Origin of the sequence: Rhodococcus sp. CX, from assembly GCF_015865005.1 — a bacterium.
Taxonomy (GTDB): domain Bacteria; phylum Actinomycetota; class Actinomycetes; order Mycobacteriales; family Mycobacteriaceae; genus Rhodococcus.
On record NZ_JADZGH010000272.1, the window covers coordinates 7,166 to 7,756 of the forward strand.

Sequence of the window (591 nt, forward strand, 5' to 3'; positions counted from 1 at the left end):
CTGATCGGGCTGTCGTTTCCGGCGCCGCCGGCACCTGCGGGCCCCGCGGGTGCCGGCGGCGCCGCGTCCCATAGGCTGCCGCCCGATTACGGCATCCGGCCCGAACCGGACATTCTCGAGGGGGAAAAGCACACGATGAGTTGGGTCCTGGCGGTCGACTTCGGCACCTCCAACACCTCCGCCGCACACCGCATCGGCCCGGACCGGGTCGAATCCCTGCCGCTGACCCACACCAGCAACCTGATGCCCTCCTCGGTCTACCTCGACCCGCACGGCGGCATCGCCACCGGCGAGGTCGCCGTCAACCAGGCCACCGTCGACCCCGCCGGCTTCGTCGCCGCCCCCAAGGCCCACGTGTCCGACCGGTCGATGCTGGTACGCGGCCACCACCTGCCGGTCGCCGCGACCATCGCCGCGGTGCTGCGCACCGTGCACACCCGCGCCCTGACCGCCCACAACAACCAGCCACCCGGCGAGGTGGTGCTCACCCACCCCGAGGCCTGGTCCGGCCGCGAACTGGCGGTGCTGCGCGAGGCCGCCACCGCCGCCGAAGTCGAACACCGCGATGGTCGAGCCCTTGACGATCTTGGC

1 pseudogene is annotated in these 591 nt (G+C 72.4%); it reads left to right on the top strand.

Annotation, left to right across the window (positions count from 1 at the left end):
- Positions 1–135: 135 nt before the first annotated feature.
- Positions 136–591, top strand: a pseudogene (locus tag I0Q12_RS34430) (Hsp70 family protein); the annotation flags it as partial.